Genomic DNA, 23,353 nt, shown 5'->3' with positions numbered 1-23,353 from the left:
AACTCCTAGCGATAGCCGAGAATGAGGCCGTGAATCAGCGTCGACCAGCCGTCCATCGCGACGAACAACAGCAGCTTGAATGGAATCGCGACACTGGTCGGTTGCACCTGGCTCAGGCCCATTGCCATCAGCACGTTGGCGATGATCAGGTCCACCACGATGAACGCGATGTACAGCAGGAAACCGATCTTGAAGGCATCCGTGAGCTCGGTCAGCGTGAAGGCGGGCGCGAGCACGATGATGTCGGTGTCTTTGAGCGCCTTCGCCTGTTCCTTTGGCCAGATCGCGTTCGCCGAGCGCAGGAAGAACTGCCGCTCGCGCGGTTGCGCATGAGCCTTCAAGAAGTTGCGAAACGGTTCGCGCGCGGCGGCGATGCCTTGCGTCACCGTCTGCGTGACCGTGCTGCCGCTCGTGTTCGCTCCGCTGCTGCCTTGCATCGCGCCGGCGGCGGTGAACGCGATCGGCGCCATGATGTACACCGAGACGATGATCGCGATGCCGTTGAGCACCATGTTCGGCGGCACCTGCTGGACGCCGAGCGCATTGCGCAGGAGCCCGAGCACGACGACGATCTTCATGTACGAGGTGACGACCATCGCCACGAACGGAATGATGCTGATCGCCAGAACGACGATCAGCAATCCGGTGATGTCACCGGTCTGTGTCGCTGGCATAGGCCATCCCCGTGATGCGGATTCCAAGGTGTTCGCCCACGCTCACCAGTTCGCCGTGGCCGATCGTCTGACCGTGCGCGACGAGTTTGATGCGGGCGTCCGTCACAGGCGTGTCGAGCTCGATCACGTAACCACGCCGCAGCGCTGCGACTTGCGACAGCGGCAACGCCAGCGTGTCGATCTCGAACTGCACAGGCAGATCGAGTTCGCCGATGTCGAGAGGCGAAGTTCGGGTGAACGGTGCGGCTTCCGCTTCGGCTTCCTCTTCCGTTTCGGACTTCGTCGGCGCCTCGGTGCCTGTCGCGATAGCGGCTTCGTGCGGAACATCGTCCAGCGGAGCGTCGCCGTAGTCGATTCGCGGCAACTCGTCGCCTTCGACCTGCAGGGTTTCTTCACTCATGATGGGGTCGTCGTTGAGGGTGAGAAGGGCGCCGTCGAGCGCGACCGTGGCCAGCATGCAGCGTAGGCCCGGCGTGCCCCACGCGGCGCGCAGCTGCAAGGGGCCGTGGCCGCGCAAGCCGAGCACGGTGGCGCGGCTGAACGTGCGTAACAGCACATCGCCGGGACGTAGTTTTTGAAGCGCACGGATCGACACGCGCCGCGCGCCGAGCGCGATGCGCCCCGGTATGCCGAGCGTCGCGAAGGCGTCGGGATCGCAGCGCCGCTGCTGATTGCCGAACGACGCGAGCCGCGTTTCGATCAGCCGGAGTGTGGGCAGTGCGATATCGAACAGCGTTTCGTATGCGACGCCCTCGCGCATCAGTGCGATGCGCAGACGCGCTGTGTTGTCGGACTCAAACGTGGCCGATTCCTTCGTCGCGCGCTGCACGGATGCCACGCGCCACGTGCCTGCGCCGCTCGCATTGAAGCTGTCGACGAGCGGCGCAAGCAGCGCGTTCGCAATCGCATTGCGCAGGCTCTGCTGCGTGCCGCTGTGGTCCGCCTCGGCGGGCGTGGCGAGTATCTGCAGCGACGGGTAACGCGCGAGATCGACATGAAGCGCGAGTTGCCCCGACAGATGTGCAAGGACGATCCGGCCGGCATCCTCTAACGGTTCGGCGCTCGCGGCGTCGCGCGCATCCACGTGCGAGACATGCACGGCATCGAGCCGGCCGAGCCGGCGCAATGCGTCGACGTTGCGCGCGTCGCAAAGCAGGCGCGCGGCGCAGGCGTCGGCGGGCGGGATGGCCGGCAGTAGGCCGGCGAGAGAGCGAGGCCGGGTTTCGAGCATTGCGGAAGTCAGCGTGAAGCCATGAGTAGGGAGGGCGGGACTTACCAGATGGTCAACGTCAGCGAACTCGGTTCGCTCCAGCTGTCGAGCAGCGCCTTCAGTTGCCGTTCGAGCATGCCGCTATGCAGTAAGAGTAATTGCTTTGCCTCGGCGTCCTGCACGTCGAAGCGAAGCGACAGGCCGGCGGGCGAAAGCGTGAGATTGAGCACGGTGTCCGCGAGCAGGTTTGGATCGAGCCGCATCGTCAGGTCCCAACTGCCCGATTCGGCGACGAAGCGATTCGCCGATAGTCGCGCGACCTCGCGCGCGATCGAAGCCGCCAGTTCGATAAAGCCTTGCTGCTGCATATAGACCGCTTCGATCACCGGGGCGCTGCCGGCGCCGACGCGGCCCGCGACGGTCGTCCGGTCCGGTGCGCGGTGCTGATCGGCGTCGCGTTCTTCGTCTTCGAGTGCGAAGGGATCCGCGTTGCTGTCGGCAAGCGCGCCGTGTTCCGGAACGCTCTCGCGTCGAACCAGCGCCGCATAGTCGAAGCCGCACGCGCGCCGCGTACGTTCGCTCGAAGTAGCGGACCCCGGCGCGAAACCCGAACCGGACACGCCGCCCGATTCCGTCGAATCGGGTGCGATGACGCGCGCGGGGCGTCGCATGGAGCGTGAAAATGTCGACATTCAGTCTGCCCTCATGCCGTCACCGCGTCATGCCGTCACGCGGCCGATCGGCTGCAATTCCACGAGCCCGCCAAGCTCCTGGTACGAATACACGTTGAGCCAGTCGAGCTTGCCTTCGAGCATGCGCCTCACATAGCGGCGAATATCCATCGACGTGACGAGCGCGATGTCGTCGCGCGCAATCGTTCCTGCGTACGCTTCGATGCTGTCGAGCAGGAAGGTCACTTCGTCGGGCGGCAGCGCGAGGTAGTTGCCGGTGGGCGTCTGCTTGATCGCCTGGCGGATATGCTGCTCGACCGGCCCGTCGAGCAGCACGGCGGGTAGCACCTTCGCGCCCTGGGTCGCGCGATGAGCGAGAAAGCGTGCGAGGTCGCCGCGCACATACTCGGTCAGCATCAGCATGTCCTTCTCTTTCGGTCCCCACGCGATCAGGCTTTCCATGATGTTGCGAACGTTGCGGATCGGAATCTGTTCTTCGAGCAGACGGCGCAGCACGTCGGCGATACGCTGCGGCGGCAGCACCTTTTGCACTTCCGCGAGCAGACCCGGATAGTCGATGCCGAGTTGCTCCTGAATCCACTGCACTTCCTGCACGCCGAGAAAGAGCGACGCGTGCCGCCGCAAGAGCCGCACCGAAACATGCGCGATCACCTGTTCCGCGCGCCACGCTTCGGTCTTTGCGGGCAAGCCTTTTTCGTCGTGCCAGTAACTCGGCTGACTGCTGCCGTCGAGCGGCGCGCGTTGCTCGCAATTGGGTGCGAGCGCGCGCAATTCGGCGTCGCCAGGCCGGTCTTCGCCAATGCCGCTCGCCTCACGAGCGAGCGCGAGCGGCAGCGTCGGCAACACCACTTTTCCAGGCGGAATTTCCACGGTCAGATAAGGCACATCGTGCATCAGGAACTCGCACGTGGACGCTGCGAGGCGGTCGGACGTCCACATCGTGATGCCGGGAAACGGCAATCCCAACTCTTCCTGCAGTACCTCACGCTCCGCTTCGAACGACGTGTTGAGTCCCGCGAGACTTAGACGCGCGACCAGATCCGGCGCGATCCGCACGCCGAGCGCGCAGGTGAACGCGGGCGGATGCGTCGCGATGGCGGGCGTTTCGATTTTCGCGCCGACACGTTGCATGGAACGCACGGATTCACCGTCGTGCAACTGGCGCGACGGCTTGCTCTTTTGCAACCGGTATGCGGCGAACGCGAGCACGCCAGACAGCAGGATGAACAGCAGCCACGGAAAGCCCGGCACCGCGGCGAATGCAAGCAGCAGCACCGCCGCGAAAAACAGGGCGGGCGGGCTCGTGATCAACTGCCGGCCAATATCCGCGCCGAGCGAGCGTTGCGTTTCATCGCGATCGTCGGCGACGCGCGTGATCATCACGCCGGCCGCGACGGAGAGCAGCAGCGCCGGCACCTGCGCGACCATCGCGTCGCCGACCGACAGAATCGAGAAGCGGTTCGCCGCTTCCGCCGCCGTCATGCCGTGATACGCGACGCCCACCGCGAGTCCCGCCACGATGTTGATGACCGTGATGATGAGTCCTGCCACGGCGTCGCCCTTGACGAACTTCATCGCGCCGTCCATGCCGCCGTGCAGCGCACTTTCGAGCGCGAGCGTCGCGCGCTTGTGACGCGCTTCGTCGGAGGTCAGCAGATTGGCGCGCAGATCGGCGTCGATGCTCATCTGCTTGCCGGGCATCGCGTCGAGAGTGAACCGCGCGCCCACTTCGGCGACGCGTTCGGAGCCCTTGGCGATCACGATGAACTGCACCAGCGTGATGATGATGAACACGACCATGCCCACCACCAGGTTGCCGCCCACCACGAGCTTGCCGAAGCTGTCGATGATTTCGCCCGCCTCCGCGTGCAGCAGAATGGATTTGGTCGATGCAATGCTCAGCGAAAGGCGGTACAACGTCGTGAAAAGTAGCAGCGAGGGGAACGCCGACAGCGACACCACGCTCGGCACGTAGAGCGTGATCATGAGCAGCGTTACGCTTGCCGCGATATTGAGTCCGACCAGAATATCGATCATGAAGGTCGGCAGCGGCAGAATCATCAGCGAGAGGATCGCGATGATCAGGAACAGCATCCCGATCTCGCCGCCCACAGGGAGTTTTAGCGTCTTGAGCATGGTGAATGTGGTGAGTCCAGCAAGAGCCGCGAACAGTGCTTACGCGGCGGGTGTCTGCATACTTTGGCTTTGCTTCGCGAGACCGATCGAGTCGACCCAGCGCAGGATCGCCGCGACGGCTTCGAACAGTTCGTCGGGAATCGGCTCGTCGATCTCCACCTTGTAAAGCGCACGCGCAACCGGTGGATTGCCGACAATCGGCACGTTGTATATCTGCGCCTCGCGGCGCAATTGCGCCGCGGCTTCGTCCATACCCTTCGCGATCACGACGGGCAGCGGAAATTCGTCGGGTGCGTAGCGCACTGCGACGGCGTAGTGCGTCGGATTCACCACCATGATGCTGGCGGCCGACACTTTGCGCGGCGGCGCGGAGGTGGCGAGTTCGCGCGCGAGCCGCTTGCGTTCGCCCTTGATCACAGGATCGCCTTCGTCCTGCTTGAATTCGCGCTTGATCTCGTCCTTGCTCATTTTCTTGCCGCGAATGTAGAGAAACTTTTGCAGCTTGAAGTCGACGCCGCCGAACATCACGAACAGCGCGGCGGCGGTGCCCAGAATCTTGAGCATCAGCCCGCTCGCGAGCCGCGACAGTTGCGGCACCGACTGAAACAGCGAGCCGATCACGAGCGGCAGTAAACCTTCGATCGTTTTCCACATGACGATCATGAGTACTGCGCCCTTGACGACCATCTTCAGCAATTCGAGCAGAGATTTCAGCGAGAAGATCTTTTTCACGCCGGCGGCGGGACTGATGGCGTCGAACTTGAACGACACGGCCTTCATCGAAATCACGACGCCCACCTGCGCGCCTACGGCGACGATCGCGGCGAGCACCGCCGCGCCGATGCTCGGCAAAATCGCGCCGATCACGTGTGAGCCGATCACGTGCAACGTCACGTAAAGCGTATCCATGTCGCGCGGCCCGCTCACGAAGCGGAGCGCGTCTTGCACGCCTGCGCGCATCGCGTCGACCATCGAATCGCCTGCTGCCGCGAGCATCAGTACGCCGGCCGCGAGAATCACGCCGTCCGCGACGTCGGCGCTTTTCGCGACGTCGCCTTCCTCTCGCGCCTTGCGTAGCTTCTTTTCGGTTGGCTCTTCGGTTTTGTCGTCGCTCATCGCAGAGGTCCAGTGAAGGGGAGACGGGCGAGCCCGAACGTACGGCGTGTTCATGCAGCCATAGCGCGGCTCGATTCTATGCAGCACATGTCTCGCGCTATTGGCGCGATACGAAGCAGGACATCGGCGCGCGAAGCGACCGCCATGTGAGCGTGCCGTGTCGTGCCCGATGTAGCGCTCCGAGTTGTGCCTGCATCGCGCGCCGTTTCGCAATGCTGCTGATCGCTTCGCTCGCGGCGTGAGCCGCCGCGTTTTGCGCTGCTACCTTTCGCTCACTGGAAGCATCACCGAACACACGGAGTCAAACACCATGCTCGCAAACCAGCCCAAGTCGGCCCAGCTCTCTCAGTCGGTCAGCCAGGCCGACTATCTGCAGTGCAGTCAGGACGTGATTTCCGCGCTCATCGAAACGGTGTCGGTCGGGCTCTTCAGCCATTTCCCGACGGTGCGCGGCGATACGACCGACATCGAACTCGTGCTGGATGCGTTGCGCGCGCTGCGTCCGAAAGTGAGCGAGATCGAGTCGTTGCAAGGCGTGCTGTACATCGTGCATGGCCGTTGGGACGACGCGGTTCAGGTGCTGCGCGACGTGATTCACGCGGCGCCGTCCTTTTCCTACGCGAAGGCGATGTTCGCTTACTGCCTCGCGTCGAAGGGCGATCCGAACTGGCGTCAATGGGCCGATGAAGCGCTCGCCGGCGACACGACGCCCGAAACGCGTTCGCTGATTCGCGCGCTGGAAGTGCGCGCAGACCTGCTCGCCGCGCGCGCAAGCTATCGCGGCGGCGAGTTTGTGTTGCCGCAGTCGTATCGCGAGCTGGCGGAGGAGCAGGAAGCCAAAGCCGCCGCCGAACACGCCAGGTCGGCCGTGCAGCCTGCGCGTGAGAACGCTGCGCAATTCCAGCAGATGGGTTTTCTGCGTGCCTGATTTGCGGCGCGCGCGTCGTTTCACTTCGCTCACAGTTCACGCGGGAGTATTCACATGAGCCTGTCCATCAGCAACGACTCGGTTGCCAAGGCGATTTCGGAAGCGTTCAAGACCGGCAATGGCGCCGAGACGCCCGGCGCTGACTCGGCCGCGAAGTTCCAGGCGTTGATGCAGCAGGAGCGCGTCGCGCCGGATCAAGGCGGCGCGCATGCCGCAAACGACAAGCTCGTCGAAGCGATCTCGCACGAGGACGGCCAGATGGAAGCCGCGCTCAAGGAAGTGGCGCAGTTCGGCCAGCAATCCAGTTCGATGGCGCCCACGGAGGCAATTGCTAAGGCCTCGGAAGTCGCGCTGAATCTGTCGATGGTGCAGTTCGACTTTCAGGCGAAGATGGCCGTGGTGACGTCGTCCAAGTCGTCGGCGGAAACCTTGATGAAGAACCAATGACCATGTTCACGGCTGAAGCATTCGGACCATGGCACTACGCGCGCTGGCGCCGCGCGGCGATGGTCGTATTGTGCGTTGCATGTGCGTTGCTCGCGGGCTGCAAGAAGGAGCTGTACGGCAATCTGAGCGAGCAGGACGTGAACGAAATGACGGTCGCGCTTCTGGAGCGCGGCGTGAGCGCGGAGAAGACCACGGCGGATGGCGGCAAGACCTACTCACTGCAAGTGAGCGACGACGACATGGTTCGCGCAATGGAAGTACTGCGCGACAACGGCCTGCCGCACAGCAAGTTCGACGATCTGGGCAACCTGTTCAAGAAGGACGGTCTGGTTTCCACGCCGACCGAAGAACGCGTGCGGTTCATTTACGGCTTGTCGCAGGAACTGTCAGGCACGTTGTCCCGCATCGACGGCGTACTGGTGGCGCGCGTGCAGATCGTGATTCCGAACAACGATCCGCTCGCGCAGCAAGTGAAGCCGTCGTCGGCGTCGGTGTTCATCAAGTACCGGCCGGGTCTTGCGCTCAACTCGCTCGTGCCGCAGATCAAGAATCTGGTCGTGCATAGTGTGGAAGGCTTGTCGTACGAACAGGTCAGCGTGACCGGCGTGGCAGCCGATCAGGTCGATCTGAGCCGCCGCAGTGACACGCATGGTTCAGTCTGGCCGTGGGTTGCCGCGGGGCTGCTCGTAGTCGTGCTGGTGGGCCTCGCGCTCGGCTTCGCGTTCCGCGACGCGTTGCAGCGGCGCTTCGGGCCGCTGTCGAATTTGACCGGTGCTTTGTCGCAGCGACTCGGCCGCAAGGACCGGCGCTCCGCATGAACATGCCGGCTTCCTATGTCGCTTCCCACGTCGCCTCCCATCGCGCGCCCCGCGCCGGCTTACTGCACGGCTTCCATCGCGGCCACGTTCGCCTCGGGCCGAACGCCGAACATCTGGCGGGCATGCTTGCGAGCTATGAGCACAACTTGCGCACGGCGATTCGCTGGGTCCACGGTTCCTGGCTGACGCGCGCATTGGGTCTTGGCGAAGCTGACGCGCTTGCGTTGCGTGAACGGCTGCGACACGGTCCGTGCGAAGACGTATCGCTTGCGCTGATGCGCGCGTTGCCGTTTGCGCCGCCCTCGCTCGAACGGCTGATCGGCGTGCCGGCGGCGCGGCTCGATGCACTGCCGATCGAGCAAGGTCTTGCCGCGCTGTGCATCCGCGCGCTGCTGCTGCGGCGCGCGCAGGTGCGTCGTCTGATCGATAGAAACACGCGTGTGCGGCTCGCGCAATGGGCCGGATGTCCGCTCGATCGCATCACCGGCTCGACCGCTGCGGACACGCTTGCAGCGCCCGATCTGACGCGCGTGCTGGGCGCGGCGGCGGTGCCGTCGCTGGAGTCGCTCGAACATACGCAACTCGCGCTGGAGGGCTACGCATTGCTCGCGCGCGAGCCGCAAGCCGGCGACGTGCCCTGCGCGCTGCTGCGCTTCGCATTGCCGTACGACGCGCAGCACGCGGCGTGGCTCGATGCCGTGCCCGCCGCGCTCGACGAAAGCGGAGCGGGTGTTCTGCACGCGCGGCTTGCGGAGTTTTTGCCGGAGTATCCATGGTTATCTGGCTGAGTCATCCACGTATCGCGGATGCAACCGACGCGCTCGGCGAGACACGTTATGGCGTGAACGAGGACATTGTCGCGCGTGAGACGTTCGGCATGCTGGCGAGCGTCGACGATGTCTATGGGCGCGCCGAAGCCGAGCGTCAGGCGATTCTTGCAGCCACGCAGGTTGAGCGCGAGCAGCTATTGCAGGCCGCACGCGCGGAAGCCGCCGCGCTCGTGGCCGAAGCGGCGCGGGAACGCGCCGACGCGGCCGAGGCGGGTTATCGCGACGGCATGGCGCAAGGGCTCGCCGACTGGCTCCAGCAGGTCGCGAATGTCAGCAACGACGCTCACCGTCTACAGCGTCAACTCAGCAAGCGCATGGCCGAAATCGTGATGCTGGCGGTCGAGCAGATCGTCGGCGGGCAGGGTGCGCAGGCGTTGTTCGCGCAGGCGCTGGGTGCTGTGGACCGGATTGTCGAAGGCTCGACCTATCTGCGCGTGAGCGTGCATCCTGGCGATCTCGACGCCGCGCGCGCGGCGTTCGGCGATCTGGAGCGCCGTTGGCGCGAGCTGGGCCGTCCCGTCGCGTTGAGCGTACTCGGCGACAAGCGGTTCGCGCCCGGCAGCTGCACATGCGAGTCCGATGTCGGCATTGTCGATGCCGGTTTGTCGACGCAACTGGACACGCTGCGCGCGGCGGTCGAACGTGCGTTGCGGGCGTCGGTGGATGAATCCGTTGCGGCGCCCGCACAAGCCTTGCCTGTTGAAGAGGGTCGGAGCGCATGATCGAACTCGAAACACATGCGCGCGACAAAGCCGCGGCCACGCACAACGGCCTGCTGGGCGGCGCGGGTTTGCGGCAACTGAGCGACGCGATCGAACGGGAAATTCTCGCGAGCGTGTCGATCCGGCAGGTCGGCAAGGTCGTGGAAGTGATCGGCACGCTGATCAAGGTGGCGGGCATCGACCTGAAGCTCGGCGAACTGTGCGAATTGCGCGCGCCCGGCGGCCGGCTGATGCAGCACGGTGAAGTGATCGGCTTCACGCGCGATTACGCGCTCGTCTCGCCGTTCTCGCGCCTGTCCGATGTGTCGCGCTCGACACAGGTGGTCGGCCTCGGCCGGCCGCTGTCGATCAAGGTGGGCGACAAACTGCTCGGCCGCGTGATCGACGCGCTTGGCGAGCCGATCGACGGACTCGGGCCGATCGACATCGACCGTTACCGGCCGATTTTCGCGGACCCGCCGAGCCCGATGAATCGCCGCATGATCGAGGCGTCGATGGCAACCGGCGTGCGCGTGATCGACGCCATGACGACGCTCGCCGAAGGTCAGCGCATGGGCATTTTCGCACCGGCCGGCGTCGGCAAAAGCACTTTGCTCGGCATGCTCGCGCGCGGCGCGCAATGCGACATCAACGTGATCGCGCTGATCGGCGAACGTGGCCGCGAGGTGCGCGAATTCGTCGAGTTGATTCTCGGCCCTGAAGGCATGGCGCGCTCGGTCGTGGTGTGCGCGACGTCGGACCGTTCGTCGATCGAACGATCGAAGGCGGCTTATGTGGCGACCGCGATCGCCGAACACTTTCGCGACGAAGGCAAGCGTGTGCTGCTCATGATGGATTCGCTCACGCGTTTTGCGCGAGCCGGCCGGGAAATCGGGCTCGCGGCCGGCGAGCCGCCCGCGCGGCGCGGCTTTCCGCCGTCGATTTTCGCCGAGCTGCCGCGCTTGCTGGAGCGCGCGGGTATGGGCGAGACGGGCTCGATCACGGCGCTGTACACGGTGCTCGCCGAGGACGATTCCGGCAGCGACCCGATTGCCGAGGAAGTGCGCGGCGTGCTCGACGGCCATCTGATTCTGTCGCGCGAGATCGCCGCGCAGAATCGCTATCCCGCCATCGACGTGCTTGGCAGTTTGTCGCGTGTGATGCCGCAGGTCGTGTCGCGCGAATTCATGGCGTCGTCGTCACGATTGCGCAAGCTGCTGGCGAAACACCGCGAGGTCGAGATGCTGTTGCAGATCGGCGAATACCAGCCCGGCACGAATGCGCTCGCGGACGAAGCGATCGAAAAGATCGACGCACTGAAAGCGTTTCTCTCACAAGCGACGGACTCCTACGCCGATCCCGCCGCAACGGAAGCAGCGTTGCACGAACTCGCGCAAGGGCAGGCGGTATGAGCGCGCAGCGGCAGATCACGGCACTCAAGCGGTCGGGCGCGCGGCGCGAGCGGTTGGACGAAGCCTTGCGCGGCGCGCTCGCCCAGCGGCAGAACGAGCGCGCCGCGTGTTGCGCGCAAGCCGACGCGGCCGCGCAACGGCACGCGGAGCTCGACGCCGTGGTGCGCATGTATCGTCAGCGCATCGCGGCGATGATGACCGGCGCCGAGCCGTTCTCGATCGACAACTTCACGTCGATCCGCCGTTATACGGAGACGCTCGAGGAACGGCTCGCGCACGCGCAGTCGGAACTGAACGAAGCGCGCGCCGCAATCGCCGCGAAAGACAAAGAGATCGCCGCCGCGCGGCGCGACATCGCGCAGAATCGCGGTCGCATCGACATGTGCGAGCAGCGCGTGAAAAAGCTTGAAGCGGTGCTGGATGGCATTGCCGCCGACGCCGAGGACGAAGAGACCGAAGAAATGGCGCTTGCGCGACTGGGCCGCAAATGAACGCGTATCTGCTCGAACACGGTTTGCAATTCTCGCAGTATCTGGCGGTGTGGGGCGTGTGTTCGCTGCGTCTGTTCGCGTTGATGACGCTGTTTCCGCCCACCTCCGACGGCGTGCTGCAAGGCGTTGTGCGCAACGGCGTCGCGCTCAGTTTCAGCATGTTCGTCGCGGCGGGTCAGCCGGACTCGTTTGGCGCGTCGCTCACTGGCCTGACTCTGCTGACAATCGGTCTGCGCGAAACCTTTATCGGCATCGTGATGGGCTTTGCGGCGTCGACGGTGTTCTGGGTCGCGGAAGGCGCGGGCAGCTATCTCGACAATCTCACCGGCTTTAACAGCGCGCAGTTGCAGAACCCGATGCTATCGCAGCAATCCACGCCTTCAGCCACGCTGCTCGGTCAGGTCGCGACGGTCGCGTTCTGGTCGCTCGGCGGCATGCAGTTTCTGCTGGAAGCGTTGTATGCGTCGTATAAGTGGTGGCCGGTTTCGGCGTCCATTCCGGCGTCCGTCAATGTGCTCGATGCATTCGTGATGCACCAGACCGACACGCTGATGCAAACAGTTGCCAAACTTGCGGCGCCGATGCTGCTCGTGCTGCTGCTGATCGACATGGGCGTGAACCTCGCGTCGAAATCGGCGCAGAAACTCGAACTCAGCGCGCTCAGCCAGCCGATAAAAGGCGCAGTGGCCGTGCTGATGATGGCCGTGTTCGCCGGCATCTTCGTGACGCAAGTGCGAGATCAGCTCGACCTGCGTCTGTTGAAAACCAGCCTGGAAGCGCTCGCTCGGGGCGAGACGAAAGCATCTGTGGATGCGCCCGCCACCGTACCTTCACGGCCGCTGCGGTAAAGCCGCGCTCGCGGCGACACGCCAATTCTCAACTATTTTTAATAATCACCGTTTTCCTCTGATTATTGAGAATTGGCGAATCCAGCTTTGTTAAATTGACCTCCGTTGTCGCAAGGCGTTGACGATGTCGCCGAAGTCCGGCGCGCAGATAATCAAGATGCCTAAGCATTTCCATGCCGCGACGTCCGCTTGAAGACCTGTTACGGAGCAAGCCATGTTTTCAACCTTTTACTTTCCTCTCGTATCCGTTCTCGCATCGTCGGCGGCGCCGGCGGGTCTCTATGACATGATCGCCGGGGGCCGGATTCTAGCGGCGTCGGCACAGATCTCGCGCCACGTCGAATCGTGCGACGAAGACATTCTGCCCGCATGGCTGCAATTGCAGGGCGACCTGAACATGACCTTCGGCATGGAACTCGACGCCGACGAATCGTTTCGCCAGGCACAGAAGAAAATGCGTGCATCGCGCTCGCAGATGCGAGCAGCGTCGTGCCGAAATGCGGGCTGGCAGGCGTTGTTCCGTCATCGGCTCGGTACGGCGATGGCGTGCTTCACACGCGTGGTCGAAGATACGGGCGGCGACGCTGCGCTGCGTCTCGAAGGTTTGTTCGGCACCTTCTGCGTGTTGTTCGATCTGGGCCGTTTGCGCGAAGCGGGTCTCGCACTCGACGAACTCGAAAACCTTCTTACTAGCGACGCCGCGCAGTTTCACAACGTGGCCGGCTGGCACGATCTGATCGACACCGTGCGCTTCGATCTGACGACGCAAAGCGAACTGCGCTCGCACGCCGAGCTTGCCGATCACGGCTACTGGCAACCGGGGTTCGCGGGCGACGCGCAATGCTCGGTGGTGTCGGTGCCCGCCGCGCTGATGCGGCGGGCCGCAGCGGGCGTTAAAGCGCCGCTGCTGCGTGGACGCATTGAGTTTCTCGAGCAATTGCATGCGTTGGCCGAGGGCGGCCGCGACGCGGAACGCACGCTCAACGAGCATCTGAACTGGGCCGCGGCGCAAGGATTGACGTCGTATCAGCGCGCAGCGCGTCTCGAGATGATGCTTGCGAGTCTCGCAGGCGGTGTGCCGCAACTCGCGGAGTCGATCATCAATCTGCTCAGTGCGGAGAGCCGCGGCTGGCAAGGGCATCGTCAACTGGAATATCTGTATGGGCTGGCAAAGTTGCGGCGTTTGCAAGGCCGCAACGGCGAGTCGCTCACGCTCTACGCGCGTTATGCGGTCAACGCGCTGCGTTGCGTGCGCGACGAGGCCGGGGCGCTTGCGCAATACACGCAGCGCACCGCGCGTCCGCCGGAACAACTGGACGACATCGCCGCTCGCCTGCCGGCGAAATACCGGCGCGCGTATCGCTTTCTCGTCGCGAATCTCGAACGCAAGGATCTGTCGATACGCGAGATCGCGCTGGAGATCGGTGTCACCGACCGGGCGTTGCAAAGCACCTTCAAGAACAGCCTCGGCTCGACGCCGAGCGAAATCATCCGGCAGTTACGCATGCAGCGCATTCGCGCGGAACTGCAAGCCGCGAGCGGCAGCGAGCGCGGCATTCTGGAAGCCGCCAGCAAGTGGGGTGTGAGTAACCGCTCGACCCTCGTCAACGGATATCGGCGCCAATTCAACGAAGCACCTTCCGACACGCTCAATCGCTGAAATTGTGCATTACGCCTGCACGTCATCTCAATCACCGACTTTCCACAACATCATGAAATCAAAACTAGGTCGCTGTGCAATCGGCGCGGCTTTGCTTCTCTGTCTCACTACCGCTCACGCTGCGCCGATCAAATGGCGGCCGGGTCTCGTGCAGATCTCTGTGGAAAGCAAGGACGTGAAGGATGTACTGAGCGATTTCGCGGCGAGCCAGGGCATCATCATTTCCATTGCGCCAAATATCCAGGGCACGGTGTCGGGCCGCTTCAACTTGCCGCCGCGCAAGTTCATCGACACGATGGCCGCGACCTTCGGTTTTGTGTGGTTCTACGACGGCAGCGTGCTGTCGATCAGCGCGGCCAATGACGTCTCCACGCGAGTCATCAACCTCGACTTCGCCGGAACGGAAAATCTGCGTCAGACGCTCAAGCAGATCGGCCTCGAAACCGACCGCTTTCCGATTGTGTACGACCCGGTTCAGGGCGTTGCCCTGGTCACCGGACCGAGCCGGCTCTTGTCACTCGTGAGCGACGTGGCGGCGCGCATCGATCAGAACGCGAATCGACGCACCGGCAGCGAGGTCCGCGTGTATCCGCTGAAAAACGGTTGGGCCGACGATCATAAAGTGGTGATCGACGGCAAGACCGTGATCGTGCCTGGCGTGGCGAGCGTGCTGTCGAGCCTGTATCACCCGCAAAACGATAGCGACAAGAAAGGCAACTCGCGTGGCGCGACGCCGGATGTGACGCCTTCGGTGCGACCCGTCGACGCGATGGCGGACGTGCGGGGTGGAACCTCCGGCGGCTCGCCGTATCCCGACAACGCGGGCGTCAATCCGCCGTTGCCGGGTCTGTTCGGCGCGCCATTGCCGAACGCGGCAGGGCCCGTCGGCGCGCCTTCGCAAGGCGCGCACAACGGCAACGACGCGAGCGGACGAGGCGCGCCGTCCACGGCCGCGCTACCCGACGGCGCGGGCTCGTTGCCGGTCATCATTGCGGACCCGCGCACGAACTCGGTGCTGGTGCGGGATCTGCCGCAACGTGTCGATCAGTACAAGCCGCTCATCGACCGGCTCGACGTGAAGCGCCGCATGATCGAGATCGAGGCGAACATCATTCAGATCAACGACAACGCGCTCAAGCAGATCGGCGTGGACTGGCGCGCTCACAACAGCCACGTCGACTTTCAGACTGGCAACGGCGTGACGAGTGCGAACAGCTTCAACGGCCAGTTGAATCCGACGTTCACGGGAACCGACGCGAACGGCAACACGATTGCCAACGTGACGCCGGCGGGCTTGTCGCTGACAGCGGTGGTGGGCGATGCGGGGCGTTATCTGCTCGCGCGCGTCAATGCGCTCGAACAGGACGATCTCGCGCGCGTCGACGCAAGCCCGAAGGTCGCGACGCTGGATAACGTCGAGGCGGTCATGGACAACAAAACGCGCTTCTTCGTGAAGGTAGCGGGGTTCACGTCGAGCGATCTGTTCAGCGTGTCGGTCGGCAATACACTGCGGGTGCTGCCAATGGTCACCGACGACGAAGGCAAGACGCAAATCAAGTTGCAGGTGCATGTGGAGGACGGTCAGATCGTGCTCGGACAAACCACCGACCAGATTCCTCAGATTGCCACCAGCGAAATCAACACGGAAGCCGTTGTAACGGAAGGGCAAAGTCTGCTGATTGCCGGATATCGGATCGATAACCAGACCAATGGCGAATCGGGCGTGCCGGTCCTGTCGAAGATACCGTTTCTGGGCGGACTGTTTCGCTATCGGCAGAAACAGAATAGCCATATGGAACGGTTGGTGTTGCTTTCGCCGCGCGTGATCGAGTTCTGATCGAGTCCTGACCGAGTTCTGGTAACGGATGCAGGAACGAAACGCTGAATGCCGGTTGTGCGCGATATGCGTCACACCGGCATTTTTTCCGGTGCTTCAGGCGTGCACGGCTTCGGTCACACGCTCGGCGAGCAGCGACGGGTGCGCGCCCGGCTCGATCGTCACGCCGAGAAACCGCGCGACGATAGCGATCGCTGTCTGATTGCCGCTCTCCAGAACCTGCGCGCCGAGACGCCGCCATTCGTCGTCGCGCAGCATGAAGAGACACAAGCCGTGCAACGCCGATACGATCGGCAGACCCGCGTGCCGGTCGCTCACCTGACGCAGCAGTTGCGCCGCTTCTCGCCAGTCCGTGCGGCTGATATGCAGACGCGCTTCGAGTACGTCGGCGAGCGGCGAATCGGGCTGCCATGTTCGCAACGCGAGCAACATGTCGTCGAGATCGGCCTGCGCTCCGATGCGCATGCCGCCCGAAAATACGGATAGGAAAGCGTCGAGTACGGTGGCGCTGCATTGAATGGTCGGCATGCTGGTTTCACAGAGAAGAAGGAACAAACGATTCGCGTGGTGCGTCCATTTGCATTGTGCGACGCGGCCCGCCGCGACAAGCGGATTGCGCGAAGCGTCGTGCTTTGCCACGAAGTGGGCCGCGTGCAACCGCGGCTTTAGCGCATGCTCGACGCATGACGGCACGTCAAGGCGCCGGCATTCCCGATACCGATGCCGATGCCGATGCCGATACCGATGTCGATCCCATGCTCCAGCGTTCGACGATAGCGGCGATACGACGCGCGTAGTCGTCGCGTAATGCGGGCGTCGCCGAGTGATACGCGCCAACAGCGGCCCACGTATTGCCGTATTTGACGACCTGCCGGCGCAATTGCCATGCGGCAATGTAGACGTTCTTGCACGGCGTCATCAACGCTTCCTGACCGATTCCGTAGCGCGCTAACGCGCTCAGGTGGATCGAATTGATCTGCATGAGACCGTAGTCGATCGAGCCGTTTGCGTTCTTGTGAACCGCGTCCGCACGATAGTGTGATTCCTGCCAGGCGATTGCACGCAGGATAGTCGGATTGACGTGCTGATACGCGGCGGCTTCGTCGAAACAATCGGCATATGCGGGCGCTGCTGCAAACATGACGAGCGAACAAACGGCGGCGCCGGCCATGCGCGGTTTTAGAAGGCACATGGGCGGCGTCAATCCAGTTGTCCGCGTTCGCTTGCGGCGTGAGCGCGCTGCGCGCGTTCACTGCGGTGGCGATAGTCGTCGTGAATTGCCTGCTGACGGCGCGCGTCCTGCTGACGTTCTTCCCACAACCGTTCCTCGCGATGCCGCTCCGCCACGGCGTCGTACTGTGCATCGACACGCACGAACCCGGTGGCTGCTTGCGTCGAAACCGAAAACGTCATCAAGAGGGCTGCGCCGGTGAACAACGAAGCGCAATGGACGGCACAAGAGGCACAAGAGGCACAAGAAACACAAAATCGGCGAATGAACATGACAGCGTTGCTCAAGATGAGCGATTCACATGGAGAACTCCACCATACTCATTGCCAGCGTTCGTGCATGACGTAACGCGAAGCGGCACCACGGCCGTGCGAAGCGCGCATCGCAAGTCGCTTAGGATCGCCTCGGGCCGTCTCGAAGCAGGCGATTTTCAGATTGCGGGCGCGCAGGTTCGGCGCACTGCATGCGGCTTCGCACGCGCTACGCAACAGCGTGCGAGGGAAATCTATCTTGATGCAAACGCGGCGCTGTCGAGCGTCACGCGTCTGTCACTCATCGAGAGAAGAGAACGCCATGAATCCCATATCTACAGCGAGCGGTAATTACTTCGTCGGCACGTCGACAAACAGATTGCCCAATGCCGACAACGATCGTTCGCACGGCTCGGACGTCAGCAATCTGCTGCGCGATATCGCCAACCTGCTCGACGGCGGCAATTCCGCGAGCAGTGCGAGCAGCAACGGCGCGGGCCAGGATGGCCAGGTCAACGACGTCGCGAAGTTCATGCAGGATCTGCTCGCATTGCTCAAGCAAAGCGACGACGCTCAGGATCAGGGTTCGGGCATGGCGGGGACCGGCGGGCATCACGGCGGGCATCACGTATTGGCGGGGCTCGGCGCTGCGCATGAAGGCGCCGCAGGCCAGGCCGGGGCTTTAGCGCCCGGGGCTTCCGGCGGTGCGTCGTCTGCTGCGCCTGCCGCTAATTCCGCCGCGAGCGCAGCAGGTGCAGCGGGTGCCCCATTCAATAACGGCAGCACCGGTCTCAGCACTGCGCCGCAAACCACTGCAAACACGCCTGCACAAAGCAAGCAGGTTGCTGACGCCTACATGGCCAATTTGCAGAAAGACTTCGGGCTGACGAAGGACCAGGCGGCCGGCGTCGTCGCCAATCTGTGGCATGAGAGCGGGGGTATGAACTCCGGCATCAACCAGGGCGGCGCGATCGGCAAGCCGAGCGGCAACATGGCCGACGACAACGCCAACGGCTACGGAATCGCGCAGTGGGGCGGCTCGCGCAAGCAAGGTCTGCTCGACTTCGCGGCAAGCCAGAAGCCGCCGCTCGATCCGTCGAGCCAGGTCGCCAACTACGGCTTCCTCAAGCAGGAACTGGAAACGACACAACGCGGCGCGATCGACGCGGTGAAGAACGCGAAGACGCCGCAAGCCGCGACCGAGGCGTTTTCCGATGCGTTCGAGCATCCAAGCGATCCGCAGATGGCGTCACGGCTTGCGAATCTTTCGACGATTCTGGCGTAACCGTCTCGCCGCGCGGCAACGCAGTCGGGACGGCAGCGGGGCTGAACGGCCGGCGCCTGTCAATCCCGCTATTTCGGTCCGACCTGGAACGGCGCTATGTATGCAAGTGAGTTGCTGCTGATGTCTTATCTGGACGGCCAATTGTCCGCGGACGCTTCGTACGCGTTCGAAATCACGCTGCAACTGCGCCCCGCGCTTCAGACGCGGGCGGCGGCGCTGCGAAGACAGTATGAAGCGTTGCAGGCGGCTTTTGCACGCCAGCATCTGCCGCCAATGTCCGCGAACGTCGCGCGGCGAATCGAACTGCTTGTTCGCGGTGCGGGCAAGTCCGGCCAATAACCCGAAATCATCAAGGAAAGCTAACAATGAATATGCGCGTACTGACGCAAACCACGCCGCCGCAGGCCGACACCGCGAGCGATGTTGGCACGCCCGAAGCGGCGGCGCTGAGAAACGGCGCGCCGGCCGACACGCAGGACGCCGGGTCGGCGGAAATGCAGGCATTGTTCAGCGCGATGCTGACGGGTTTGAAGCATGCGTCGTCGGCTGGAGGCAAGGCGCCGGGCGCCCCTGACGGCCAGACCGTGCCGCGTGGACTCGTGCTGCGCAATCTCGCGCAAGCGGGCGGCGCTCAGCCGAACGCGAGCGGACCCATGTTGCGCAATGCGATGCAACCGGCGGACGGTCAGCGCGCCGACGCTGCCGGCGATGACAGCGGCGCGGCCGCGCCCGTCGCCGCGCAACCCGAGCCCGCCAATACAGCGGCGGCCGACGCCGACTCGAGCGCGTCCCCGGCATCGCCCGCGCCCACGCCGGAAGAACAGCAGGCTCAGCAACTCGCCCAACAGCGCTCGAACACGTTGAGCGTGCTCGACGCGCACTCGAAGGAACTGGGCACGATGAGCTTCTCCGATCTCGACAAGAAGATCGACGATCCGAAGACGCCGCCCGACCTCAAGCAGGCGCTGCAATCGCTGAAGAACGATCCGGACTTGCAGAAGCAACTCGACGGCGCATTGAACGGCAAGTCGGACGGCAAGTTCATCGCAGGCGACATAAAGCGCACGCTCGCGGACCAGCAACTGGCAGCGTCGCCGGATCGTGCAAACGCGCTCAACGTGTTGCAGCGTCACGAGGGCGAACTCGGCACGCTCAAGTTCTCGGATCTCGACAAGAAGATCAACGATCCGAAAACGCCGCCCGATCTGAAGGCGGCGTTGCAAACGGTAAAGAACGATCCCGGCTTGCAGCAGATGCTGGACTCGGGCAAGAACGGCAAGACGGACGGCAAGTTCAGTGGCGGCGACGTGAAAGCGCTTTCGAACTCGCCCACGTTGATCGCGATGAACCAGAAGCAGGCCAGTTCGTTCGAGAAGAACTACATTCCGTCGGACGACACCAGCGGCGCGAAGCAGGGCCGCCCCATGACCGCTAACGACGCCGAGCGCGAGCTGTATCGCTATTCCGACAACCTGCCCGACCCGGTGACGAAGGACTCGTTGCAGCAGATCGTCGACGGAACGGGCAGCGAGGGCAAGCGTCCGCCTCAAGTGATCGCGGCCGCCCAGTATTACCTCGATCATCCGGACGACTGGCAGAAGCTCGCAGGCAACGCCGACGGCAAGGTCAAACGCGGCAAGCTGGAAGACGCGATTTCATCGAACGTCGAATTGAATGCAGACGAAACCGCCACCGTGAAAACGATGCAGGCGAATTCCGACGCGTTCTTCAAGGACGGCAACCTGACGCGGGACAAGCTCAAGACCTTGTCGAACGATCCGAACCCCGACGTCGCGAAAGCCGCGAAGCAGCTGCTCAACGATCCGATGCTGTTCGGCATGATGGACAACGCGCTGCACGGCAATAGCGGCTCGTTTTTCCACGCCGCCGACGACGGCAAGATTTCGAAAAAGGACTTCGACAAATTCACCTCGACGATGAACAAAACGCCCGCGCCGACCTACGCGACCCAGGCGCCGTCGAGCGCTGAGGACGCGAACGCGGTCGCCGCGATGCAGGACGGCGAAGCCGACCAGCCGGACACGAAAGCAAAGAAGGGCGGCCAGTTCCAGGACTTCCTGCACGGACTCCTCACGATCGCCTCGAAGATCGAGGGTGTTGTGTCGAAGGTGCTCGGCGTGATCGCCGATCTCAAGATTCCGCTTATCAGCCAGCTGGCGGCAGCGGGCTCGGTTGGCGCGCAGGCGCTTTCGAGCGGCTACGAACTCGCCGACACCGCGCTCGAAGGCGGCGACATGAAGCAGGCCGGCATCAAGGCCGGCTTCGATGTAGGCGGCGCGGCCCTCGGCGCGCTGACCGTGCCGGGTGCGGGCACGGCGCTCAAGGGCGCGGAGTCGGCCGCACTGAACGCGGCGTATCAGGCCAACAAAGGTGTGATCAACAAAACGGCCGCGAAGGAAGCGGGTAAGCAGATCGCCAAGGACGGCGCGAAGGAAGTTGCCGGAACCGAGTACGACGATCACAAGGACGATTTGAATCTTCCGGGCGCGGCCTGATAAAGCGATGCACCGCGAGATCACGCCGATTGGAGAAAGACGATGCTGAAAGGGATTCCCCTGGATCACAGGGTGCCCGACGGGCGGGCGAACAGTAGTGAGACCACTAATGCGATCGCTAATGCGACCGGTGAGGTGACGGATAAAGCGGCCGGTGACAGACCGCTTGCGCAGTCGTCAGGAGCGAAGCCGCGCAGTGCGCGCGAGCCGTCGGCGGCGCTGGCAAATTTGCCGGATAAAAGCAACGGGTCACCTGGGCCGCTTAAAGTACGAGCGTCGAAGTCCGGGCCGCGCATCGAGCCCGACGACAACGCGCAGTTGCTCCACGAGCAGATAACCGGCGCTGTGAAGTCCGGCGGACTTCGTGCGTGGAGCTTGCAGACCCAGGGCGGCGCCCCGAAGGTCGCGCCAGAAGACGTTGCGGAGCAGTGGAAATACTCGAGGAATGACTCCGATAGTCAACGGACTTCGACGCGACTCGCGGGCTTCATTCTGGACGGGAATCCGAAGTTGCACGGAACCGAGTTGCAGGCCGTTGCGTCCCGTGCGAGCAATCGCATTGTGATGTCGATGAACAATGGCGAAGCGAACGAGAAGCTCCAGAAGCGTTACGGCGATGCAGCCAGGCTCAGGGACCATCTCGGCGAATTCATTGCCGAAAAACTTCGTACTGCGCCGCAAAGCGGCGCGTCGCTGTTGCTCAATACAGACGACAAGCTGCGCCGCGCGCAGAAGCTGTTCAACTGGCTCGGCGAAAATCCCGATGTCGTCCTGACCGTGACCGACAACCCGTCCCGGCACCACGCCGAGATCAGTGTGAGGCTGACGATCGAAAAGAACTATCCCGAGATGTTGAAGGAAGGTCGCGCCGCGGGTTCCAAGCCGCCGTGCCTTGGTTGCGTCTTGTGGTTCAACGAACGCGACGAGCTGACGGAATATCAGGACGAAGAGCAAAAGGTCCCGGCAGGTCCGCTGTTTCTCACGCCCGATAGTGGCCTGCGCACGCAGTTCGCGACACACGGAGTCGAGCCGATGGGTGCTGTGACGCCCGCTGTCATCGGCGAGGTCGCGGACACCGTCAAGCGCCAGGTGTCGGGTCTGAAGCTCGACATACGTCCGGTAACGAGTGGCAGAACCGACAACATCCCGCGCTCGCCGACAGACGACGAACCGGACACGGCGGATTACACGAAGGCGTTCGAATTCGGCAAGCCGCTCTTCGAGCAGAAGCTCGCTGCGAAGCAGAAGGTCCATGCGAAGCAGAAGCTCCATGCGAAGCAGAAGCGCGTCATGAAGCAAAAGACCGACACGAAGCAGATCGACACGAAGCAGAAGACCGAAGCGAAGCAGCAGAGCGACGCGCCGCAAGGCTCCCAATCGTCCCAATCGTCCCGTTAGAAGCGGGCAAATAATTCCCCGCCGCGATGGAATAGCCAGATAGCGTGGAATGTTGTGTGAGTGCGGCGGACATCATGAGCGCCGCGCCACATTACTGGGGATTTCAAACATGCTCAAATCGTCTTTGTCGCGCCGTCGTCTGATGGCAACCGGATCGCTGGCGTCAGTCGGTGTGCTGCTTTCGAAGATGTCATTCGGCGCGAGCACGCAGGCCGCTACAACGGCTGCAAGCTCGCGTGGGGTGCCGGCGTATCTCGGCGCGTCGCCGCAAACTCTGCCGCCGTTGCCGTGGGCGGACAACGCGCTCGAACCGGTTATCTCGGCGCGTACGATCGGGATTCACTACGGCAAACATCATCGTGCGTACTTCGACAATCTGCACAAGCTGCTGGCCGGCACGCCGCTCGCCAATGCGTCGCTCGAAGAGCTGATCATGCAGTCGCACGATCAGCCGGCGCTCGTCGACGTGTTCAACAACGCAGCGCAGGCGTGGAATCACAATTTCTACTGGAACTCGCTCAGTCCGGATGCGAGCGCGCCGAGCGAGAAGCTGCAGGCGGCGATCCAGCGCAAGTTCGGCTCCACGGAAGCGTTGACCAAAGCATTGGTGGCCACTTCGGCGTCGCAATTCGGCAGCGGCTGGGGATGGCTGGTGGTCGATCGAGGCGAACTCGCGGTGGTGAAGACGAGCAATGCGGAAACCCCGTTCACGCGCGGTCAGGCGCCGCTGTTGACGGTGGATGTGTGGGAGCACGCCTATTACCTCGATTATCAGAATCGCCGGCCGGATTACCTGGTCGCGACCGTGTCGCGTCATTTGAACTGGGCGTTTGCTTCGGCGAATCTGGATCGGGTTTGATCCCAACGCTGTA

The 23,353-nt window shown here is 63.3% G+C and carries 23 protein-coding genes; 15 read left to right on the top strand and 8 right to left on the bottom strand.

What is annotated here, in order from left to right:
- Positions 1-5 precede the first annotated feature (5 nt).
- From sctR to sctU, 5 genes are read right to left on the bottom strand one after another with little or no spacing between them, the layout of a single operon-like run.
- Entirely contained in the window at positions 6-674 is a 669-nt protein-coding gene (gene sctR, locus J2W46_RS31835) for a type III secretion system export apparatus subunit SctR (RefSeq protein WP_310359486.1), read from the bottom strand.
- A complete protein-coding gene (gene sctQ, locus J2W46_RS31830) occupies positions 652-1,905 on the bottom strand; it encodes a type III secretion system cytoplasmic ring protein SctQ (protein ID WP_310359483.1) in 1,254 nt (417 codons plus the stop codon). The genes sctR and sctQ overlap by 23 nt, the downstream gene beginning before the upstream one ends.
- Before the next feature lie 41 nt (positions 1,906-1,946).
- On the bottom strand, positions 1,947-2,576 hold the full coding sequence (gene sctP, locus J2W46_RS31825) for a type III secretion system protein SctP (RefSeq protein WP_310359480.1): 630 nt from the start codon (positions 2,574-2,576) through the stop codon (positions 1,947-1,949).
- Positions 2,577-2,603: 27 nt separating this feature from the next.
- Positions 2,604-4,712, bottom strand: a complete 2,109-nt coding sequence (sctV, locus tag J2W46_RS31820) for a type III secretion system export apparatus subunit SctV (protein ID WP_027804952.1) — start codon at positions 4,710-4,712, stop codon at positions 2,604-2,606.
- Between the two features lie 39 nt (positions 4,713-4,751).
- A complete protein-coding gene (gene sctU, locus J2W46_RS31815; RefSeq protein ID WP_310359477.1) occupies positions 4,752-5,828 on the bottom strand; it encodes a type III secretion system export apparatus subunit SctU in 1,077 nt (358 codons plus the stop codon).
- Between the two features lie 310 nt (positions 5,829-6,138).
- Between sctU and J2W46_RS31810 the strand changes: the two genes are divergently transcribed.
- From J2W46_RS31810 to sctC, 10 genes are all read left to right on the top strand, one after another.
- On the top strand, positions 6,139-6,756 hold the full coding sequence (locus J2W46_RS31810; RefSeq protein ID WP_310359475.1) for an HrpB1 family type III secretion system apparatus protein: 618 nt from the start codon (positions 6,139-6,141) through the stop codon (positions 6,754-6,756).
- Positions 6,757-6,810: 54 nt separating this feature from the next.
- A complete protein-coding gene (locus J2W46_RS31805; RefSeq protein WP_020070016.1) occupies positions 6,811-7,203 on the top strand; it encodes a hypothetical protein in 393 nt (130 codons plus the stop codon).
- Positions 7,204-7,262: 59 nt separating this feature from the next.
- The gene (gene sctJ, locus J2W46_RS31800; protein ID WP_310359509.1) at positions 7,263-8,021 is read left to right on the top strand and encodes a type III secretion system inner membrane ring lipoprotein SctJ; all 759 of its coding nucleotides are present in this window, start codon (positions 7,263-7,265) and stop codon (positions 8,019-8,021) included.
- Positions 8,018-8,809 carry a type III secretion protein HrpB4 gene (locus J2W46_RS31795; protein ID WP_310359471.1) on the top strand — a complete coding sequence of 264 codons (792 nt, stop codon included), beginning with the start codon at positions 8,018-8,020 and terminating at the stop codon, positions 8,807-8,809. The genes sctJ and J2W46_RS31795 overlap by 4 nt, the downstream gene beginning before the upstream one ends.
- Positions 8,794-9,573 (top strand): type III secretion system stator protein SctL, encoded by a 780-nt coding sequence (gene sctL, locus J2W46_RS31790; RefSeq protein WP_310359468.1) that lies wholly within the window; start codon positions 8,794-8,796, stop codon positions 9,571-9,573. Before J2W46_RS31795 ends, sctL begins: the two co-directional genes overlap by 16 nt.
- Positions 9,570-10,964 (top strand): type III secretion system ATPase SctN, encoded by a 1,395-nt coding sequence (gene sctN / locus J2W46_RS31785; protein WP_310359466.1) that lies wholly within the window; start codon positions 9,570-9,572, stop codon positions 10,962-10,964. The genes sctL and sctN overlap by 4 nt, the downstream gene beginning before the upstream one ends.
- Positions 10,961-11,455 carry a type III secretion protein gene (locus J2W46_RS31780; RefSeq protein ID WP_310359463.1) on the top strand — a complete coding sequence of 165 codons (495 nt, stop codon included), beginning with the start codon at positions 10,961-10,963 and terminating at the stop codon, positions 11,453-11,455. Before sctN ends, J2W46_RS31780 begins: the two co-directional genes overlap by 4 nt.
- Positions 11,452-12,303, top strand: a complete 852-nt coding sequence (gene sctT, locus J2W46_RS31775) for a type III secretion system export apparatus subunit SctT (RefSeq protein WP_310359460.1) — start codon at positions 11,452-11,454, stop codon at positions 12,301-12,303. Before J2W46_RS31780 ends, sctT begins: the two co-directional genes overlap by 4 nt.
- Positions 12,304-12,517: 214 nt before the next feature.
- Positions 12,518-13,963: a helix-turn-helix transcriptional regulator gene (locus J2W46_RS31770; protein ID WP_310359458.1), complete on the top strand. Its 1,446-nt coding sequence runs from the start codon at positions 12,518-12,520 to the stop codon at positions 13,961-13,963.
- Between the two features lie 52 nt (positions 13,964-14,015).
- The gene (gene sctC / locus J2W46_RS31765; protein ID WP_310359456.1) at positions 14,016-15,800 is read left to right on the top strand and encodes a type III secretion system outer membrane ring subunit SctC; all 1,785 of its coding nucleotides are present in this window, start codon (positions 14,016-14,018) and stop codon (positions 15,798-15,800) included.
- A 96-nt stretch (positions 15,801-15,896) separates the two neighbouring features.
- Here the strand turns inward: sctC and J2W46_RS31760 are convergent, their stop codons facing one another.
- The 3 genes from J2W46_RS31760 to J2W46_RS31750 form a co-directional block, all read right to left on the bottom strand.
- On the bottom strand, positions 15,897-16,328 hold the full coding sequence (locus J2W46_RS31760; protein WP_087751653.1) for an HrpB1 family type III secretion system apparatus protein: 432 nt from the start codon (positions 16,326-16,328) through the stop codon (positions 15,897-15,899).
- 166 nt (positions 16,329-16,494) lie between these two features.
- Positions 16,495-16,992 (bottom strand): lytic transglycosylase domain-containing protein, encoded by a 498-nt coding sequence (locus J2W46_RS31755; RefSeq protein ID WP_310359454.1) that lies wholly within the window; start codon positions 16,990-16,992, stop codon positions 16,495-16,497.
- An 8-nt stretch (positions 16,993-17,000) separates the two neighbouring features.
- The gene (locus J2W46_RS31750) at positions 17,001-17,213 is read right to left on the bottom strand and encodes a hypothetical protein (RefSeq protein ID WP_310359452.1); all 213 of its coding nucleotides are present in this window, start codon (positions 17,211-17,213) and stop codon (positions 17,001-17,003) included.
- Between the two features lie 391 nt (positions 17,214-17,604).
- On the opposite strand from J2W46_RS31750, the gene J2W46_RS31745 reads away from it, so the two are divergent.
- The 5 genes from J2W46_RS31745 (at position 17,605) to J2W46_RS31725 (ending at position 23,340) form a co-directional block, all read left to right on the top strand.
- Positions 17,605-18,567, top strand: a complete 963-nt coding sequence (locus tag J2W46_RS31745; protein ID WP_310359449.1) for a phage tail tip lysozyme — start codon at positions 17,605-17,607, stop codon at positions 18,565-18,567.
- A gap of 96 nt (positions 18,568-18,663) precedes the next feature.
- Positions 18,664-18,906 carry an anti-sigma factor family protein gene (locus J2W46_RS31740; protein WP_020070002.1) on the top strand — a complete coding sequence of 81 codons (243 nt, stop codon included), beginning with the start codon at positions 18,664-18,666 and terminating at the stop codon, positions 18,904-18,906.
- 26 nt (positions 18,907-18,932) lie between these two features.
- Positions 18,933-21,083, top strand: coding sequence for an HrpF/NolX family T3SS translocon protein (locus tag J2W46_RS31735; RefSeq protein ID WP_310359445.1), 2,151 nt, complete (start codon positions 18,933-18,935; stop codon positions 21,081-21,083).
- Positions 21,084-21,125: 42 nt separating this feature from the next.
- Positions 21,126-22,481: a hypothetical protein gene (locus tag J2W46_RS31730; protein WP_310359442.1), complete on the top strand. Its 1,356-nt coding sequence runs from the start codon at positions 21,126-21,128 to the stop codon at positions 22,479-22,481.
- A gap of 241 nt (positions 22,482-22,722) precedes the next feature.
- Entirely contained in the window at positions 22,723-23,340 is a 618-nt protein-coding gene (locus tag J2W46_RS31725) for a superoxide dismutase (RefSeq protein WP_208459217.1), read from the top strand.
- Positions 23,341-23,353: the final 13 nt, after the last annotated feature.

The sequence above is a fragment of the Paraburkholderia strydomiana genome, from assembly GCF_031456815.1.
Lineage (GTDB): Bacteria > Pseudomonadota > Gammaproteobacteria > Burkholderiales > Burkholderiaceae > Paraburkholderia > Paraburkholderia caledonica.
This window is presented reverse-complemented; position numbering and strand designations above follow the sequence as displayed.